The organism is Saccharibacillus brassicae, from assembly GCF_006542275.1.
GTDB lineage: Bacteria > Bacillota > Bacilli > Paenibacillales > Paenibacillaceae > Saccharibacillus > Saccharibacillus brassicae.
Window position 1 is genome coordinate 3,705,649 of record NZ_CP041217.1, and the last position, 15,870, is coordinate 3,721,518.

The following is a 15,870-nucleotide window of genomic DNA, read 5'->3' on the forward strand; positions in this document are numbered from 1 at the left end:
CTAACGAATCCTCTTATCGCTATTTGCCGTTATTTCGCTTTTTTGCGAATCTAACGAATCCTCATATCCTTATTCGTCCCGATAAGGTCGATTCCGGGTCTATTCGCACCCCATAGCGTTCTGACGATTCGTTAAAATGTCGAAAAGCGAATAAAACGGCAAATAGCGTGACCAGGATTCGTTAGCATGGCGTGTTCGAGCGTTAAGCGCTGCTAAACGTTGTTAAGCGTCGCTACAGCTACATGCGGCAACTCTCTTCGCGCATAAAAATCGTTTTTCTTTTCATGGACGCGGCGTAGCTTTTTCCGAAAAGGTTTTATATAATAAAAACAGCAATTAAAGCGTTTACATAGCGAGCGGCTTAGAGCGCGCCAACCAAAGGGGGACGTACAGAACATGACGTACAAAGACGCATCCAGACCGATCGGCGAACGATTGGACCATCTGCTGGATCAGATGACGCTGCACGAGAAAGTCGCGCAGCTCACTTCCGCGCGGACCGGGAGCATGATCTCGGACGTGCAAAATTTCGTGTTTTCCGCAGAGCTGACGAACAAGAATGTGCCGCACGGCTGCGGATACATCAGCCGGATCGGCGGGGCGACCGATCTGCTCCCGGCGGAGATGGCGCGCGCGATGAACACGATCCAGAAGCATTTCGTGGAAGAGACGCGGCTCGGCATTCCGGTGCTGTTCATGACCGAAGCGACCTCGGGCGTGCTCAGCCGCAACCATACGCTGTTCCCGCAGAACATCGGCGCCGGCGCCATGTTCGACGAAGAACCGATCCGCCGCATGGGCGACGCGATGCGCCGCGAGATGCTCGCGACCGGCGAACGCTGGGCGCTTGGCCCGGTCGTCGACGTCATTCGCGACCACCGCTACGGCCGCTACGAAGAATCGTTCGGCGAAGACGCATACCTGGTCAGCCAATACGGCACCGCCTACGTGCGCGGCCTGCAGTCCGAAGACCTGACGCAGGGCATTATCGCGACGCTCAAGCATTTCGTGGCGCAGGGCATCAGCGACGGCGGCCGCAACTGCGGACCGGTGCATGTGACGGACCGCGAGCTGCTGGACGAATACGCGGTGCCGTTCGAAGCGGCGATCCGCGATGCGGGCGCGCTGTCGGTCATGGCCGCGTATCACGAGATCGACCAGATTCCGGTGCACGCGTCCGCCCCTATTTTGCGCGACATGCTCCAGGGCCGACTGGGCTTCGAAGGGTTGACCGTCTCGGACGGCAACGGTATCCAACTGATCCAATCGTTCCAGGAATACTGCGAGACGCAGGAACAGGCAGTGAAGCTTGCGCTGGAAGCGGGCATCGAATGCGAGCTGGACTTCATGTTCGAGAAATATTTGCCGGGCTTGGTGGAGAGCGGGCAGGTAGAAGCGGAACTCGTCGACGACGCGGTGCGCAAAGTGCTGGATCTCAAGTTCCGGCTCGGCCTGTTCGACCGTCCTTACGTGGACGAAGACGCCGTGGACGCATCCGTCTGCACGCCCGACATGGTCGAGCTGTCCAAAGAAATGGCGCTGCGCACGATGACGCTGCTCAAGAACGAAGACGGCCTGCTGCCGCTCAAGCCGTCCGTGCGCAAAGTCGCCGTGATCGGACCGCTCGCCCACGTCAAAGAGTTCGGCTACAGCGATTATTCGTATCCGGCGCATATCGAAGACATGTACTACCATTCCGAAGGGCTGACCGAAGAAGAAGTGCTGGCCCGGACGCTCTTTTTCAAGAAAAAAGGGACCCGTTACGAAGATCTGTACCATCAGGACATGCCGACCGTGTACGAAGCTCTGCAAAGCGCGCTGCCGGACGCCGAAGTGGTCTATAAGACGGGTATCAAGGACACGACCGATTACAACGGCGAAGCCGATTTCGACCAGATCGAAGAAGCGGTGGAAGCGGCGAAGGACGCGGACGTCATCATCGCCGTCTGCGGCGACACGAGCGGTATGGGACGCGAGAACGACAGCGGCGAATCGACGGACCGCGTAGAGATCTGCCTGTCGCATGAGCAGAAAAAATTGCTGCGTGCGCTCCAGGCAACCGGCCGTCCGGTCGTGCTGGTGCTGTGCAACGCGCGTCCGCTCGAACTGCTCGAAGAGAGCCAGTCGATGCACGCGATCCTCGAAGCCTGGAAGCCGGGCATGCGCGGTGCGGAAGCGATCGCCGAGACGCTCGTCGGCACATACAATCCGGGCGGCAAGCTGTCTGTCACGCTGCCCAAAGCGCTCGGCCAACTGCCGGTGCATTATTCGCAGCTCGCGACCGGACACAAGCAGTTCTGGCGCGGCAAATATTTGGAGATGGACCTGGCGCCGCTGTATCCGTTCGGCTACGGCTTGAGCTACACGAGTTTCGAAGCGGAGAACGTCCGGTTCGAGCAGGCGGCCGACGGCATCAAGGTGACGGCGGACGTGGTGAACAGCGGAGAGCGCGAAGGCGATCAGGTCGTGCAGGTGTACGTGCGCAAGAAATACGCCAGCGTCCTGCAGCCGGAGCGCGAACTGAAAGCGTACAAACGCGTGAGCATCCCGGCCGGCGGCCGCGTATCGCTGGAATTCGCGATCGCGTTCGATTCGATCGGCTACCACGACCGCGACCTGAAGCTTGTGCTGGAGAACGTGAAGCTCGACGTCATGCTCGGCTTCTCTTCGCAGGACATCAAGGCGGAAGAGACGTTCAAGCTTGAATTCGACGGCGGAAAACGGCAGATCGGACGACGGGTGTTCGGGAATTCGGCGACGATCGTATAAAAAAGGGCAAGAGATCATTAGACGTCATTGCGCAAGGAGCATCCGTTTGAGATGCTTCTTTTTTTATTTGAAGGACTCTTTTTTAATCGAATGCGTTAAGATGTCTTACAAAATGTCATTTTGCGTGTGATATAATGAGTGATAGAGAAGGTGCTAAGAAAGGAGAACAAAAATGGAACTCACAAGCGAACAGGCACGGCGCCAAGAAGGGCACAAGATCAATCAAACCGCGTCCACTTTGGGCAATATCGATTTTTTTATGAATAACGTCATGAACATAAGCGAAGCGACCCGCAAAAACAAACTGGCTTTGGTGTTGGAGGAGTTTTCGACCGAAGACGGCGAAGAGAACGTCTATATTATTCAAAACAGCAAGAAAAAAGAAGCGGCCGGAGTCGTCACCAGCTTGCGGCACTATCGCGCCAAAGAAGAGAGGCTCAAGGAACTGCAGGATGAACTTTTGCGTCTCAGCGAAGAAAATCTGATGCTCAAAGCGAAGGAAAGAGAACATCAGCCTTCATTGTCGTTTGCGGAAGCCGTACAAAATATGCAGCTTGACGAAGAGGATTTGAAAGATATTTTCGATCATGCGGACGAGGTGAACATTGACTGATGTCTTCGGAATCCTATATTCAACCGTTTATCGAACAAATGATTCGAAATTATCGGGTGGACATTCGTTTCAAACAGGGAGTGCTGACGGAAGATCTGGCGGATTATCCGAAAGGGGATCTCAAACTTATTCTGAAAGCGATTTTGAAGCGGTTTAAGACGAACTCGAATCCGCACGATACCGTTCCGGGGTGGGTGCTGCACGGCGACTTGAAAGGCGCGTACAAAATTCGTTTGTTGGACGAAGGCATTCGGATCGTTTATCGAATTGCCGAAGAACGGGCAGATGTTACGATCGTGGAGATCTACGCCGTAGGTCCGAGGAAAAACGAAATGGCTTATCAAATCGCAAAAAACAGAAAAGATTGGTGAGGACGACCCAATAAAAAAGAGGCCTCCGATATCAGGATTTCGATTCGGAGGCCTTGTTCTTTTTTTAACCCACAAACAGCGATTCCGCTCCGTCGATATGCACGACGGCGCCGCTGATATGGTCGGATTCTTCCGACGAGAGGAACAGCACGAGGTTTGCGACCTGCTCGGGCTTGCCGTTGCCTTCGGGCAGAGGGACGGTGCCTTCCGGGTATTCGACAGGCTTCGTGTTCATGTCGTCGGCTTCCGGCTCTTTGTCTTCGCTGCTGAAAATGTTCGTGTCGATCGTGCCGGGAGCGACGACGTTCACGCGAATATTCGACGGCGCCAGCTCGAACGCGGCCATTTGGCCGAAGGCGGCGATCGACGCTTTGGACGTGCTGTAGGCGGAGAAGCCTTTTTGGGAAAAGACGCGCGTGCCGCTGAGCGAACTCGTAAGCACGATGCTGCCTTTGCCGGCTTCCTTGAGATAAGGAATCGCGTATTTGACACTCGTGAACGTGCCTTTGACGTTGTTCGTGATCGTCTCGTCCCACTCGTCGTCTTCGATCGATTCGATCGGTCCGACGACGCCGAGGATGCCGGCGTTGGCGAAGAGGGTATCGATCCGCCCGTATGTGGACACGACTTCTTTGAGCGCTTCGCGGTACTGGGCAGGGGCGGAGATGTCGACGGTCAGCGCGATCGCCTGGCCGCCGGCGGCTTCGATCTCGGCGCGGACGCTTTCGACGAACTGCGAATCGCGGTCGATCAGCGCCACGCGGGCGCCTTCTTCGGCCAGCCGCAGCGCGGCGGCCCGGCCGATGCCGGAACCGGCTCCGGTCACGACGGATACTTTTTCGCTCATTCTTGGAGAATTGGACATGGGATTCACTCCTTCTGAGAGATTTCTGCAGTCTTTTTAAAAGTTACCCGTTCGAAAAAGGGTTAATCACGCATAAATATGCGAAATTTTAACTTTCTGGCGTCAAATGAAGTTAGTGTGCCGAAGGGAAGGGTAAATAATGGCTAATCGATGCAATATGTAAGGAAAGACGCAGCGGTTTGTAAAAAGGTTAACGATTGTCAGCCCGATGTCAGCCGCGATTCGCTATAATGGAACTTGTCGCTTGCCCGCCTGTTCGTCAAAATGTTCACGTTTGTTTTTTTGCCAATACTGCTGCCCGGTTCGGAGGAATGATCATGTCGTTAGTCTTTGCCTTTCTAAAGAAGTACCGTACCGCATCGCTGCTGGCGCTGCTGATGATGGTCATCGAGCTTGCCGTCGAGTTGGCGCAGCCTTACCTGATCTCGAAAATTATCGACGACGGGATCGCCAATTCGGACCTCGGCGTCGTCTGGATGTGGGGAGGCGTTCTGATCGTCGGTGCGATCTTCGCTTTTGTGGCCGGCATCGCCAGTTCCTTCTTCGCTTCGTTCGCAAGCCAGGGCTTCGCCAGCGATTTGCGGGAGACGCTGTACGATAAAGTGCAATCGTTTTCGTATTCCGTCTTCAGCCGCTTCGCCACCTCGTCGCTCATCACGCGCATGACCGGCGACGTGACGCAGCTGCAGGACACCATCTTCATGAGCCTGCGCTTCATGACCCGCGTGCCGCTCGTCGTCGTCGGCAGCGTCGTCATGGCGATGGTCGTCAACTTCAAGCTCGGGCTGCTGCTCGCGTTGACCGTGCCGCTGCTGCTCGTGTTCGTTCTGTGGATCATGCGCCGGGCCGGCGCCATGTTCAAGAACGTGCAGCGCAAGCTCGACAAGGTCAACAGCGTCATCCAGGAGAACCTGACCGGCATCCGCCTGATCCGCGTGTTCGTGCGCATGAAGCACGAGAACGGACGCTTCGCCGCTTCCAGCGGCAAGCTGATGAAGAACACGGTGTCCGCGCTGCGCCTGACCGAGACGACGATGCCGTTCATCATGCTCGTCATGAACGCCGCGATCGTCGCCGTGCTCTGGTTCGGCCGCGCGGATATCGCGTCCGGCAGCGCGACCGTCGGCGAAGTCGTCGCGGTCGCCAACTATGCGCTGCGCACGATCGGCGCATTGTCCGCCTTCTCGTGGATCGCGGTAACGTTCTCGCGTGCCGGCGCTTCGGCGCAGCGCGTGAAGGAAGTGCTCGATACGCAGAACGGCGAGATCGCGGCCGAAGAACGGCCGGTTCAGGCTTCCGGTACCGACGCGGCCGTTTCCGGCGCGGCGAAGACGGCCAGTGCGCGCGCCGAAGTGCCGGCGATGGAAGGCGCGGTCGAATTCCGCAACGTCTCGTTCAGGTATCCGACGAGCGATATCAAAGTGCTGGAGAATATCTCGTTCAAGATCGGCGCCGGCAAGCGCGTCGCGATCATGGGCGCGACCGGTTCCGGCAAATCGTCGCTCGTGCAGCTTATTCCCCATCTGTACGACCGCGATCAGGGCACGCTCACGATCGACGGCCGCGGCATCGACGACTGGGATACGGGGCATCTGCGCCGCAGCATCGGCTACGTGCCGCAGGAAGTGCTGCTGTTCACCGGCTCGATCCGCGAGAATATCGCCTGGGGCCGCGAAGACGCTTCGTTCGAAGAGATCGAAGAAGCGGCGAAGATCGCCCAGATTCACGAGACGGTCGAGAAGCTGCCAAACGGGTACGAGACCCGGCTCGGCCAGCGCGGCGTGAACCTGTCCGGCGGCCAGAAGCAGCGGCTGTCGATCGCCCGCGCCCTCGTGCGCCGTCCGTCGATCCTGATTCTCGACGACAGCACGAGCGCGCTCGATCTTGCGACCGAGAGTCGGCTGCTCGAAGCGCTGGAAGACATCTCGTGCACCACGTTCCTCATTACCCAGAAGATCAGCTCGACCCAGGCGGCGGACTTGATCCTGCTGCTGGACGAAGGACGGCTGATCGCCGGCGGCACGCATGACGAATTGATGCGGACGTCGGAACTGTACCGCCATATCTACGAATCCCAATTTGAAAAGGGGGAAGCGCTGCATGCCTAACGCGCTGACCGAAGCCTTCCGCCAGCCGCGGCCGCCCGTAATCGGCGACCCGTCGAAGGCAAGCGGCGAATACAAAAAGAAAAAGCGGGCCAAAAACGTCTCGGGTACGCTCGTGCGGATCTGGAAATACCTGGCCCGCCGGAAACTCAAACTCGGGCTCGTCCTGTTCATGGTACTGATCAGCTCGGCGCTGTCGCTGCTCGGTCCGTACATGATCGGGGTCGCGGTCGACGATTATCTGGGCGGGGACGGAGCGCTGTGGGGACTCGGCTGGGCCGGATTCCTGCTCGTGCTCGGCGTCGTCTACCTGCTCAGCCCGCTGACGATGTTCCTCCAGAGCATCTGGATGATCGAGATCGCGCAGGAGACCGTGTACCGGATGCGGGTCGATCTTTTTTCCCATCTGCACAAGCTTCCGATTCCGTTCTTCGGCAAGCGCCAGCAGGGCGAACTGATGAGCCGGGTCACGAACGATATGGAAAACGTCAGCGGCACGCTCAACAGCTCGGCGATCCAGATCTTCTCCAGCATTCTGATCCTGTTCGGGACGCTTGGCGTCATGCTGTCGCTCAGCCCGCTGCTTACGCTGCTGACCTTTATCGTCGTGCCGCTGATGGCGCTCGGCATGCGCTGGATCACGCGGCGCACCGGACCGCTGTTCAAAGAGCGCCAGAGCAATCTCGGCGATCTGAACGGGTATATCGAAGAGACGCTGTCCGGCCAGCGTATTATCAAAGCCTTTTCCCAGGAAGACCGGGTCAAACGCGAATTCGCGGAACGCAATGAACGTATCCGCTTGTCCGGCTTCTGGGCGCAGACCATTTCCGGCATGATTCCGAAGCTGATGAACAGCCTGAACAACCTGAGCTTCGCGCTCGTGGCGGGCATCGGCGGCATTCTGGCCATCAACGGCCAGGTGACGATCGGCGTCATCATCGTGTTCGTCGAATACGCGCGCCAGTTCACCCGGCCGCTGAACGATCTGGCGAACCAGTGGAACACGCTGCTGTCGGCGATCGCCGGCGCGGAGCGCGTGTTCGAGATCATGGACGAAGAAGTGGAGAACAAGGACGAAGGCCAGGCGTCGAAGCTCGACAAGATCGAAGGCGCGGTCAAGTTCGAAGACGTGTCGTTCGGATACGACGAAGGGCAGACGACGCTGTCGGACATCTCGTTCGAAGCGAAGCCCGGCGAGACGATCGCCCTCGTCGGCCCGACCGGCGCGGGCAAGACGACGCTGATCCAGCTGCTGTCGCGCTTCTATGACGCCAGCAGCGGCCGGATCACGATCGACGGCCGCGAGATCGGCAGTATCCAGCGCGAGAACCTGCGCTCGCATATGGCGTTTGTGCTGCAGGACACGTTCCTGTTCGAAGGCACGATCCGCGAAAATATCCGCTACGGCCGTCTCGACGCGACAGACGAAGAGATCGAAGAAGCGGCCAAGCTCGCTAACGCGCATTCGTTTATCGTCCGGCTGCAGGGCGGGTACGACAAGAAGCTGACCAACGGCGGCAGCGGCATCAGCCAGGGGCAGAAGCAGCTGCTCGCGATCGCCCGGGCGATGCTCGCCGATCCGGCGATTCTCGTTCTCGACGAAGCGACGAGCAGTATCGACACCGTGACCGAGATCAAGATCCAGCAGGGCCTTCAGCGCCTGATGAAGGGACGTACCAGCTTCGTTATCGCCCACCGCCTGAACACGATCCGCCAGGCCGACCAGATTCTCGTCCTCAAGGACGGGGGCCTGCTCGAACACGGCTCGCACGACGAACTGCTGGCGCAGGGCGGCTTCTACAGCGGCCTGTACAACGGGCAGGGCGTGCAGGAAGAAGCGGGGGATTGAGCGGAACACGCTTGCAAGACGCTCGCAAGACGCTTGTAAGCCGATTGCAAGTCGATCCGAGGCAGCAAGAACCCGCAAGGAAATCGATTGAACCGCATCCGGAAATCAATCGGAAGTCGCAAGGCCGTTTGCCCGTCTGTTCACGGGTGAACGGCTTTTTTTGCGGTTTCTGCGCCGGGTTGTCACAAAAAGCGGACGCCAATCGTTTCATGGGCAAACGGCAAAGGGGCGATGAACATGGACGCGAACAAGAACATGAACAGGAACATGAACAAGAACATGAACAGGAATGGGAACAAGCGGCAGGCGGGAAGTGCGGAGAACGATGTGCAAAAAGGGGAAACGGCAGGCGATGAGCCGCGAGGCGATCTTCTGCGGGAAGCGAAGGGCAACGACGATGAGGCCAAAAAAAGGCCAGCCGGCGGAACTCCGGCAGGCGAAGCCCGGGCGCATGCCGCTGCGACAAGAAACAGTCCGGTCCGGGAAGCGCCGGTCATCGTCGTGATCGGCGGCGGCTACGCGGGTTTGCAGACGCTTTTCGCGCTCAAGAAGGAACTGCGCCTCAAAGCGGCGAACAAAGCGGAGAGAGACTCCGCGGCGGACGCCTGCGGCGGACATTCCGGGCAGCGGGAACGGACGCCGACGCCTGCGCCTGTCGAAGGCAGGGCCGCCGGAGCACGGCTGATTCTGATCGACCGCCATGCGTCGCATTTGCGCAAAGTGCTGCTGTTTCGCGGCGCCGTGCATCCGGAAAAGATGCAGGTGCCGTTCGCGAACCTGGCACGGCACGGGTTCGAATTCCTGCAGGCGGACGTGCGGAGTATTCACTCCGCGGAGCGGAAGCTGGAGTTGAAGCGGCCGGACGGCAGCCGCGAGACGCTTCTCTACGACCGGCTGGTCGTCGCGACCGGCAGCGTGCCCCGAACCGCTATCGAGGAGCGGGGCGGCTTCGATCTGTCGGACCCGGCGGACACGGACCGCATTCGGGCCGCGCTGGGCGCTTGGCGAGGCGCTGCCGTCGGTGCCGGCGCCGGCGGAGCCGACGCAGCGGGCCAAGCACGGAAAGCTGCCGCGCCGGAGCCGGAGCACCGATCGCCGCGCTCGGTCGTCGTCGGCGGAGGACTGTCCGGCATCGAACTTGCGGCCGAGTGGGCGGACGAGCTGCTGCGCCGCCGGCGCGACAGCGGGCTGGCGGCGGATACGCCCGTCGTGACGCTGGTCAACGCCGGCGAGCGGCTGCTGCCGCAGGCGTCGGCCGAAGCGGGCGCACGCCTGGAGCGGGAGCTGCGCGCGGCGGGCGTCGCGCTGCTGCACGGCCGCCGGGCTGTCCGTTTCATGGACGGGCAGGTGGAACTTGAAGGCGGCGAACGGCTTCCCGCCGATCTGTGCGTATGGGCGCTTGGGCTGCAGGCGAGTCCCGCCGCGGCGAGCTGGGGGCTTCCGGTCGACGAAGCCGGCCGGATCGTTGTCGATGCGTCGCTGCGCATCGGCGGTTGGGACGGCTGTCATGCCGTGGGGGACTGCGCCCGGATCGTCGATCCCGCGACCGGCCGGATCGAAGGCATGAGCTGCCGGGAAGGCACGTCCCAGGCCAAATGGCTGGCCAAAGCGATCCGCGCCGAGCTGGAAGGGCGGCCCGGGCCGGTATACCGGTCCGCGCCGCTCGTGCTCTGCGCTTCGCTCGGACCGAACCGGGGCTTTGCGTGGACGCGGCTGCACGGCCGGGACCTCGTATTGACCGGCTCGCTCGGCCTGCTGGCGCGGCGGTATACGTGGAAGCTGGTCGATCTGCTGCCGGATTGACGGATTGAGAACGTTGGGAAAAGGAGGACTGTGCATGGTCGTGCCCGTTGATCGAGCTAATCTTTACGGCGAATATCGGCCGCTGCTGTTCTCGCTGGCGTATCGGATGCTTGGCACATCTTCGGATGCCGAAGACGCCGTGCAGGACGTTTTCCTGCGTCTGGAAGAGCATCCGCCCGGCGACAAAGCGTATATGAAAGCCTATTTATGCAAAATGACGGTCAACCGCTGTCTGGATCTGTTGAAAAGGCTGCGGCTGCAGCGCGAACTTTATATCGGTCCGTGGCTGCCCGAGCCGGTCTCGACCGAAGCCGACGATCCGTCGGCGGCTTACCTGCGGGGCGAGGGCATCTCTTTCGCGATCCTGCTGCTGCTGGAGACGCTGGACCCCGCGGAGCGGGCCGTCTATATTTTGCGGGAAGCGTTCGCGTTCGATTACAAAGCGATCGCCGAAGCGACAGGCCGTTCGGAAGCGGCCTGCCGCCAGACGATGAGCCGCCTGCGGCCGAAGATTGAGGCAGCTCAGCCGCCCGGGGAGCTGATGTCCGCGGACGAAGCCGCTCCGCTCGTGCTGCAATTTCTGCACGCGGCGCGCACCGGCGATCTGGCCGGTATGCTCGAACTGCTGCACCGCGATGCCGTGCTGCGCTCCGACGGAGGCGGCAAAGTGTCGGCCGCGGTCCGGCCGATTGCCGGGGCGCAGGCGGTCGCGGCGTTCCTGGGCGGACTGGCGCGAAAGTTCGCGGGCGCGCCGGATTCGGCCGGCCGGCCCGGCGAAGCGGAGGCGGCGAGAGTTTCGGCGGCTTCGGAACAGCCGGCATCGCCGGACGGCCCGGCGTCCGCGCCGGCTGCGGCGTTCGGCTGGCTGTCGCTGAACGACCAGCCCGGCCTGTTGTTCCGGATCGACGGACAGGTCGATACGGCGCTCGTCATCGAAGCGTCGGCCGGCCGGATTCGGGCGTTGTACCTGATGCGCAATCCCGAGAAGCTGCACGGTCTGCGCGGGGGCGGAAGCTGAACGGCAAACACTCCTTCTGCACCGGAATCGTTCATCACGCCAGCTTTCCGGGATGAGAAGGGGCTGGAGTCTATCATGAAATCTTTTACGCTGGAAATGCTCTATAATGAACGTGACGGATGGCGGGGGAGGAATGGAAGTTTGCTTATCTATATCATGCTTGGATTGATGCTGCTCTCGGCCGGATTCGTCGCGTATCGCTTGAAGCGCGACGGGGCCGAGTATCATTTTGTGGAAAATGCGGGGTTGATGGTCGTCGTTCTGGTGGCGGCTTCGGCGCTCGGAGGAATGGCGGAAGCCGGAGATTGGTTCCGCTACGTGCGCTATGTATACGCCATCCTGACCGCGGCCTATATCGCTTATGCGGCCTATGCGAAGTACCGCGGAGGCACGGACGGGTACGGGCAGTGAGCGGGTGCAGCCAGTGAACGTAACAGACGCAGTACCGATACACACGTGAAAAAGCACAGGCCTTCGAGGCTTGTGCTTTTTGCTATACGGTTATTGAAAAGCAGGACTGTGTACGAATAAAGTTGAACGAGGTAAGAGCCGTTTTTCATCGACCGCATCCGGAAAAAGAAACGGATAAAGGCGCCTTAAAATCGGTAAGAAAATTTTTGGGAGAGGCAGGTTTTGCGCCATGATGGAGTACAAAGGCTATCTGGGTCATGCCGAATTCGACAACGAAGCCCGGATTTTACACGGAGAAGTCGTGAATATTCGGGATGTCGTGACTTTTCAGGCGCGTTCGGTAGACGAAATGGAACAGGCTTTTCACGACTCGGTAGACGACTATTTGGAATTTTGCGCGGAAGAAGAGGCAGAGCCGAATAAGCCGTTTTCGGGAAAATTAATGCTGCGCCTGGCTCCCGAGCAGCATCGTTCCGTAGCAACCGCGGCCCGGATTGCAGGCAAAAGTATCAACGCCTGGATCGCGGAGCGAATTACCGAAGACGCGGAATCCGAGATTCGCAAGCGTACAGCCAAAGCTGCGGAACGCGCTTAAGAGTTCGGACACTCTAGGCACGGTTAATCTTCTGAATAACGAGTACGTTGACCAAATCTAATCAGAGGTTTACGTTCGCCTGAAACGCATATGCTTTAAGTACGTTTCAGGGGACGTAACTTTACTTTTATCTGGGTTAAGGTGCTAGAGTATAGTTTATAGAATCGGTTTATCAAAAGAGACCGCCTTTGCCCATGCAAAGGCGGTCTCTTTTTGCAAATCGGCAGAAGTCAGCCGTTTTTTGGCAAAGTCAAAACCGGATTCGGCCCGTATTCACTCTTCAGTATCGAGTAAGCCGCAAGGTCCACGTAGCGGCCTTTTTCGTATTCGTGCTGGCGCAGCAGCCCTTCTTGAACAAAGCCGAGCTTGTCCATAAGGCGGATCGAAGCGGCGTTGCCGGGGTCGACCCGCGCTTCGATCTTGTTCGCGCCGAGTGGCCCGAAGCCGAAGCCGAGAACGGCGCGCACCGCTTCCGGCATCAGGCCCCGGCCCCAGAAAGCGGGCGCCAGGTCGTAGCCGATCTCCATCCGGTTATGCTCCCGCTCGATGCCGAGGAAGCCGCACGTTCCGGCAAACTCGCCGGAGTCGCGGTCTTCGATCATCCAGCGAATGCCGGTGCCTTCGCGGAAAATGCGGGCGTGCCAGCCCAGCTCGTCGTCCGCTTCTTCGACCGAACGGAACGGATCGAGCGGCATGTAGCGCATCACTTCCTCGTCGGCGTACAGCGCGAACAGTCCGTCGCGGTCTTCCGGCTTCGCTTCGCGCAGAATCAGCCGCGGCGTCTCCAGACGCGGGAAATGCTTGAAATCGAACAGCGCGCCTTCGCTGGTGCCGTCGTCAGAAGCGTTTGATCCGTTTGATCCAACTGATCCAACTGATCCAACTGATCCAGTTGATTCCACTGATCCGATCATTCCGGCTGCAGCCGAGGAGAACTCCATCTGCGCTTGTGGTTGTGGTTGTGGTTGTGTCTGCGCCTGTATCTGCGCCGGAGTCATTTCCTTGTCGTTTTCGTTCATCGCTTCAATTCCTCCAATGTTTCCTGCCAGCGCTCGACGACCGCCTGCGGATCGTGCAGGTCGATCGTGATGCCGCCGGTCAGGGTCGCGTATTTGGCGACGTCCGCGCGCACGTCTGTCACGTCCGCGGCAAAGCGCGCGCGCGGATGCCGCGCGCCTGCCAGCTCCGGCAGCGCTTCGGCGCGCAACCGCGCCGTGTAGGACACGCCGCCGTGCACGACCGCGAGCAGCGCCCGGCCGCTGCGCAGCAGATTGGCTGTCGTGCCCGTGCCGATCCACAGCGCGATGCGCAGCCGATTCTGGTCTTCCGCCCATACTTCGCCGGCGCTGACCATCGCCTGATGCGGGTAGCCTTCTTCGTCGACCGTATGCAGCGTCAGCGCGATATGCGTTTTCCCGCCAAGATCGGTTCCGTCGAGCAGCGCATACAGCGCATCGTTCAATCCGGGAAGACGGCCGGTATCCATATCGTCACTTCCTTCCTGTCTATTTTCAAAAATAACGTCCTCACGACTCTTATTTTCTTCTATATAGGTCCAAAATCGAAAATAACGTCCTGAGGACAGTTAATTCCGACTTTTCCCGCCTGATCACGCCCCAACCCGCCAAATAACTGCTCTGTCGCACTTATTCGGCGAAACCGCGGAGCAGGACGGAAATAGTTGGACATACGCAGCTATTTTCGGCCGGTTCCACCTGCACCGGTTCCGCCTGCACCGGTTCCGCCTGCACTGGTTCCGCCTGCACCGGTTCCGCCTGCACCGGTTCCGCCTACACCGGGTCCACCTGCACCGCCGCCTGCTTGCCGCTGACCTGGATGCCGGTTTTGCGGACGCCGGTTCCTTGCAGGTCGCGGAGCAGTTCTTCCAGCCGTTCTTTGGCTTTCGCGCCGTCTTTGCCGGACACTTTGACGACGAACTGGACGGAGTCGCCGCCGGCGAGGATGCGCTGGGCCTGGTTCTTTTTCGTGTCGTAGTCGTGTTCTTCGATGTTGGCGGTCAGCCGGATTTCTTTGACCTTGGACGGCCGGGCCGCTTTTTTCTCCTGCTGTTTGGCTTCTTTTGCTTTGCCGGAAGAGATCAGGGAGCAGGGAGGCGGGCTGGAATAGAGCGAGGTGCAGAGAAGGTCCACGCCGAGTTCTCTAGCCAGCTTGAGCGCTTCGCTTGTCGCCATGACGCCGAGCGCTTCGCCGTTTACGCCGGTCACGTCGACTTCGGCGGCTTTGATTTTGTCGTTTTTGATCATGGAAGATCGCTCCGTTTCATTGAAGGTTTGGCGGAATTCACGGAAGATTCGCCCGCCGTCGATTCCCGGAGAATCGGTTGGGTGTGCAGGTGGGTGACCTGATGCGGCTGCTGCGGATTGCGGATGCGCGACAGCAGCATTTCGCCGGCTTTGACGCCCATGTCGCTGCTGAAGATATGCACCGTCGTCAGATGCGGCTCCACGATCCGCGATTCGGGCGAGTCGTCGAAGCCGCAGACGCGCACGTCGGCGGGGACGTTCAGGCCGCCGTTTTTGAGCGCGCGCATCAGGCGGACGGCGATAAAATCGTTCGCGCAGACGAACGCCTGCGGAAGCTTTCCGATCTGCCGCAGCCGCTGCTCCATCCAGTCGCTCTCGAACAGGAAAAAGCGGTCTTCGTCGAGGATCGACTGTTCGCGCGGAACGTCAAGCCCCGCATCCGCCAGAGCGCGTCCGTAGCCGATCCAGCGCTCGCGGAAGCTTTTGCAATGATTGAAATCGCCGACGAATCCGATTTCGGTCAAGCCGTCTTCGATCAGGCTGCGCGTCATGCCGTAGGTGCTGTGTTCGTTCTCCATCAGCAGGACGTCGGCCCGGAAGTCCGGATAGGCCGCGTCCGCCGCGCAGTCGATAAAGATGACCGGAATGCCAAGTTCCGTCAGCAGGCGGCTGTAGACGGGATCGAACAATTCGATGCAGACGATGCCGTCCACGCCCGAAGCGTCGAAATTGACGGGCAGCGCCCGTTCGCCCCGATCGTCGTCCCGCACGATATGGATCGACAGATTGTAGCCTTCCATGCTGATCTTCTTCTCCAGTCCGCTGATGACCTGCGAGCCGAAATGGGACGTGTTCGGCAGATTGGTCGTCAGCAGCGCGATATTGCCTGTTTTTTTGGGCAGAAAACCGTCGCTTTCCATATACGCGAACTGTTTGTATTTCAGCTCGATCGCTTTTTTGATGACGCGGGCACGGGTCTCTTCGGGAATGCCGCCGCTGTCGTTCAGCGCTTTGGAAGCCGTGTTGCGCGAGATGCCCAGCGCGTCCGCGATCTGTTGAATCGTCACTTTCTCTTTGGCCATGGATGCGGTCCACCTTTGTCGGTTCGGTTGAGTGGAAAAGTTCGGCCGCAAGCGGCGCGAAGATAAGGCTTACATAGTCAAATGTATCGTAACAATGACCAAATAGCAATCTGAAGTTTACAAAT

14 protein-coding genes are annotated in these 15,870 nt (G+C 59.5%); 9 read left to right on the forward strand and 5 right to left on the reverse strand.

Annotation, left to right across the window (positions count from 1 at the left end; translation table 11 throughout):
- The first annotated feature begins 396 nt into the window (after positions 1 to 396).
- From FFV09_RS15375 to FFV09_RS15385, 3 genes are all read left to right on the forward strand, one after another.
- Positions 397 to 2,769 (forward strand): glycoside hydrolase family 3 N-terminal domain-containing protein, encoded by a 2,373-nt coding sequence (locus FFV09_RS15375; RefSeq protein WP_141448647.1) that lies wholly within the window; start codon positions 397 to 399, stop codon positions 2,767 to 2,769.
- Between the two features lie 172 nt (positions 2,770 to 2,941).
- A complete protein-coding gene (locus tag FFV09_RS15380; protein ID WP_141448648.1) occupies positions 2,942 to 3,382 on the forward strand; it encodes a hypothetical protein in 441 nt (146 codons plus the stop codon).
- Positions 3,382 to 3,753 (forward strand): type II toxin-antitoxin system RelE family toxin, encoded by a 372-nt coding sequence (locus FFV09_RS15385; RefSeq protein ID WP_141448649.1) that lies wholly within the window; start codon positions 3,382 to 3,384, stop codon positions 3,751 to 3,753. The genes FFV09_RS15380 and FFV09_RS15385 overlap by 1 nt, the downstream gene beginning before the upstream one ends.
- 64 nt (positions 3,754 to 3,817) lie before the next feature.
- Here FFV09_RS15385 and FFV09_RS15390 read toward each other — a convergent pair whose 3' ends face one another.
- Positions 3,818 to 4,618 carry an SDR family oxidoreductase gene (locus FFV09_RS15390; RefSeq protein WP_141448650.1) on the reverse strand — a complete coding sequence of 267 codons (801 nt, stop codon included), beginning with the start codon at positions 4,616 to 4,618 and terminating at the stop codon, positions 3,818 to 3,820.
- A 317-nt stretch (positions 4,619 to 4,935) separates the two neighbouring features.
- On the opposite strand from FFV09_RS15390, the gene FFV09_RS15395 reads away from it, so the two are divergent.
- The 6 genes from FFV09_RS15395 to FFV09_RS15425 all read left to right on the forward strand — a co-directional run bounded on the left by FFV09_RS15395 (position 4,936) and on the right by FFV09_RS15425 (position 12,399).
- A complete protein-coding gene (locus FFV09_RS15395) occupies positions 4,936 to 6,726 on the forward strand; it encodes an ABC transporter ATP-binding protein (protein ID WP_141448651.1) in 1,791 nt (596 codons plus the stop codon).
- Positions 6,719 to 8,572 carry an ABC transporter ATP-binding protein gene (locus FFV09_RS15400; protein ID WP_141448652.1) on the forward strand — a complete coding sequence of 618 codons (1,854 nt, stop codon included), beginning with the start codon at positions 6,719 to 6,721 and terminating at the stop codon, positions 8,570 to 8,572. The genes FFV09_RS15395 and FFV09_RS15400 overlap by 8 nt, the downstream gene beginning before the upstream one ends.
- Before the next feature lie 237 nt (positions 8,573 to 8,809).
- Positions 8,810 to 10,375, forward strand: a complete 1,566-nt coding sequence (locus FFV09_RS15405) for an NAD(P)/FAD-dependent oxidoreductase (protein ID WP_170315047.1) — start codon at positions 8,810 to 8,812, stop codon at positions 10,373 to 10,375.
- Positions 10,376 to 10,409: 34 nt separating this feature from the next.
- A complete protein-coding gene (locus FFV09_RS24390; protein ID WP_141448654.1) occupies positions 10,410 to 11,393 on the forward strand; it encodes a sigma-70 family RNA polymerase sigma factor in 984 nt (327 codons plus the stop codon).
- Positions 11,394 to 11,534: 141 nt separating this feature from the next.
- Entirely contained in the window at positions 11,535 to 11,804 is a 270-nt protein-coding gene (locus FFV09_RS15415) for a hypothetical protein (RefSeq protein WP_141448655.1), read from the forward strand.
- Between the two features lie 229 nt (positions 11,805 to 12,033).
- On the forward strand, positions 12,034 to 12,399 hold the full coding sequence (locus tag FFV09_RS15425; RefSeq protein ID WP_141448656.1) for a type II toxin-antitoxin system HicB family antitoxin: 366 nt from the start codon (positions 12,034 to 12,036) through the stop codon (positions 12,397 to 12,399).
- 230 nt (positions 12,400 to 12,629) lie between these two features.
- On the opposite strand, the gene FFV09_RS15430 is transcribed toward FFV09_RS15425, so the two are convergent.
- The 4 genes from FFV09_RS15430 to FFV09_RS15455 all read right to left on the reverse strand — a co-directional run bounded on the left by FFV09_RS15430 (position 12,630) and on the right by FFV09_RS15455 (position 15,745).
- Positions 12,630 to 13,418, reverse strand: a complete 789-nt coding sequence (locus FFV09_RS15430) for a GNAT family N-acetyltransferase (RefSeq protein ID WP_246098354.1) — start codon at positions 13,416 to 13,418, stop codon at positions 12,630 to 12,632.
- Complete coding sequence (locus FFV09_RS15440; protein ID WP_141448659.1) at positions 13,415 to 13,885, reverse strand: pyridoxamine 5'-phosphate oxidase family protein; 471 nt, start codon at positions 13,883 to 13,885, stop codon at positions 13,415 to 13,417. Before FFV09_RS15440 ends, FFV09_RS15430 begins: the two co-directional genes overlap by 4 nt.
- A gap of 304 nt (positions 13,886 to 14,189) precedes the next feature.
- Positions 14,190 to 14,663, reverse strand: a complete 474-nt coding sequence (gene infC, locus FFV09_RS15450) for a translation initiation factor IF-3 (RefSeq protein ID WP_141448660.1) — start codon at positions 14,661 to 14,663, stop codon at positions 14,190 to 14,192.
- Positions 14,660 to 15,745, reverse strand: coding sequence for a LacI family DNA-binding transcriptional regulator (locus FFV09_RS15455; protein ID WP_141448661.1), 1,086 nt, complete (start codon positions 15,743 to 15,745; stop codon positions 14,660 to 14,662). The genes infC and FFV09_RS15455 overlap by 4 nt, the downstream gene beginning before the upstream one ends.
- Between the last annotated feature and the right edge of the window lie 125 nt (positions 15,746 to 15,870).

What these genes read in the sequence shown, in the direction of transcription:
- FFV09_RS15375 (WP_141448647.1), top strand. Translation starts at nt 397, where the DNA reads ATGACGTACAAAGACGCATCCAGACCGATCGGCGAACGATTGGACCAT.
- FFV09_RS15380 (WP_141448648.1), top strand. Translation starts at nt 2,942, where the DNA reads ATGGAACTCACAAGCGAACAGGCACGGCGCCAAGAAGGGCACAAGATC.
- FFV09_RS15385 (WP_141448649.1), top strand. Translation starts at nt 3,382, where the DNA reads ATGTCTTCGGAATCCTATATTCAACCGTTTATCGAACAAATGATTCGA.
- FFV09_RS15390 (WP_141448650.1), bottom strand. Translation starts at nt 4,618, where the DNA reads ATGTCCAATTCTCCAAGAATGAGCGAAAAAGTATCCGTCGTGACCGGA.
- FFV09_RS15395 (WP_141448651.1), top strand. Translation starts at nt 4,936, where the DNA reads ATGTCGTTAGTCTTTGCCTTTCTAAAGAAGTACCGTACCGCATCGCTG.
- FFV09_RS15400 (WP_141448652.1), top strand. Translation starts at nt 6,719, where the DNA reads ATGCCTAACGCGCTGACCGAAGCCTTCCGCCAGCCGCGGCCGCCCGTA.
- FFV09_RS15405 (WP_170315047.1), top strand. Translation starts at nt 8,810, where the DNA reads ATGGACGCGAACAAGAACATGAACAGGAACATGAACAAGAACATGAAC.
- FFV09_RS24390 (WP_141448654.1), top strand. Translation starts at nt 10,410, where the DNA reads ATGGTCGTGCCCGTTGATCGAGCTAATCTTTACGGCGAATATCGGCCG.
- FFV09_RS15425 (WP_141448656.1), top strand. Translation starts at nt 12,034, where the DNA reads ATGATGGAGTACAAAGGCTATCTGGGTCATGCCGAATTCGACAACGAA.
- FFV09_RS15430 (WP_246098354.1), bottom strand. Translation starts at nt 13,418, where the DNA reads ATGAACGAAAACGACAAGGAAATGACTCCGGCGCAGATACAGGCGCAG.
- FFV09_RS15440 (WP_141448659.1), bottom strand. Translation starts at nt 13,885, where the DNA reads ATGGATACCGGCCGTCTTCCCGGATTGAACGATGCGCTGTATGCGCTG.
- infC (WP_141448660.1), bottom strand. Translation starts at nt 14,663, where the DNA reads ATGATCAAAAACGACAAAATCAAAGCCGCCGAAGTCGACGTGACCGGC.
- FFV09_RS15455 (WP_141448661.1), bottom strand. Translation starts at nt 15,745, where the DNA reads ATGGCCAAAGAGAAAGTGACGATTCAACAGATCGCGGACGCGCTGGGC.